Here is a 1,607-nt window from a genome sequence, read left to right on the forward strand (position 1 = left end):
AGCCGGCCCGGGGGTCGCCCGGGGGCGACCAGGCGGCGGTCCGCCCGGCGACGGGGGACGGCGCGATCCCCGACATCCGCACCGAGGTGCGGTCGTGGGTGCGGACCCAGCGCACGAGCCGCGCCGCGTCGGGAGCGTTGAGCTGCACGGTCGGGACCGCGTGGAAGTCGTCGACGACCGGCCCGGGACGCACGTTGCCGAGCACCATGGCCACGCCGTCGGCACGCGCCACCGCGTCGGACTTGTCGATGCGACCGATGCCACCGCGCTCGCAGTAGACCGCGACGCCCGCCGTCCGGGCGGCGTCGAGCGAGCCGGGCCGACACTGCGCGGCGTCGCGGCGGGAGACGCCGGCGGCGGCCACGTCACGGCCGAGCACCAGACGCGTGGGGCCCGAGCTGCGTCGCGACCTGCTCGCGCCCGTCAGCGTCGGGCCGCCCCGCACCGAGACCCGGCCCTGCCAGACGCTCCCGAGGGAGGCGCCCACCGTGGTCACCCACGGGCTGTCGTGCGCGGCGTACTGCTCGCGACCGTCGTTGCCGGCGGCGGCCACGACGACGACGTCGGCCTCCGCGGCACCGAGCAGCGCCCGCTCGACCGTGTCGGTGCCGGGCGGGCCGGCCACCGCGACGTTGAGGACGTCGACGCCGTCGGCGGTGGCACGGTCGATGGCGGAGACCAGGTCGGCGGTCGCGCAGCCGTCGTCGCCCGGGTCGGGTGCACCCCAGCAGGCCTTGTAGACGGCGAGCCGGGCCTGGGGCGCGATGCCGCCGTACTGGCCCACCGTGCGGCCCTGCATGCGGACGCTGGCACCGGCGTTGCCGGCCGCGACCGAGGCCACCTGGGTGCCGTGCCCGACGGCGTCACGGGCGGAGAGGTGCTCGGAGCTGCGGATGCGGTCCTTGCCGAAGCCGGCGACCCACCAGCCGGAGGCCATGACCTTGCGGTTGCAGGTCTCGACCGACCAGTCCTCCCCGACCTCGCACGTCCCGCCGAAGCCCGTCGGCTCGCGGCCGAGGCCGGGGATGGCGGCGAAGAGCGGGGACTCGGGCGCCAGGCCCGAGTCGATGACGCCGATGACCACGCCGGCGCCGCCGTACGCCCGGGGCTGGCCCACCTGCCCCGACGCCAGGGCCGTGCCGCGGCGCCCGGTCAGCGGGCGCACCGCGTTGGCCTCGACGGAGGCGACGTCGGGGTCGGACTGCACCGCCGCCACCTGGTCGGGGGTGAGCTCCACCGCGAAGCCGTTGAGCGCCGTCGTCCACCGGTACGTCGTCGTGGGGCTGCCCACGCGGGCCAGCACGGCGTCCTGGCGGGCCAGCAGGTCGCCCGGCCGGAGCGCGCCCGCGGACGTGCCACCACCGGTGAGCGTGACGAGCTGGAGGGCCGGGACCCCCGCGTCGTCGGCCCTGGCCGTGCCCTGGACCGCGACCGACCCGAGTCCGGCCGCCACGGTCGCGAGCACGGCGAGGACCGCCGCGCGGCGCAGGCCGGCGCGGTGGACGCGGTGTCGGTGGAGGGGCACGGCTGGGATCCGGATCCGGGAGTGGTGAGCGGGCGAGACTGCCCATGATGACGCGAACCGCCCATGGTGTCAGGCGCATCGG

The 1,607-nt window shown here is 77.4% G+C and carries 1 protein-coding gene; it reads right to left on the reverse strand.

Going from position 1 to position 1,607, the window contains the following annotated elements:
- The coding region (locus ACXJKL_RS20785; protein ID WP_457208893.1) for a S8 family serine peptidase at positions 1 to 1,525 on the reverse strand (1,525 nt) is incomplete at its 3' end.
- Positions 1,526 to 1,607: the final 82 nt, after the last annotated feature.

The sequence above is a fragment of the Nocardioides sp. P5_C9_2 genome (genome assembly GCF_054049555.1).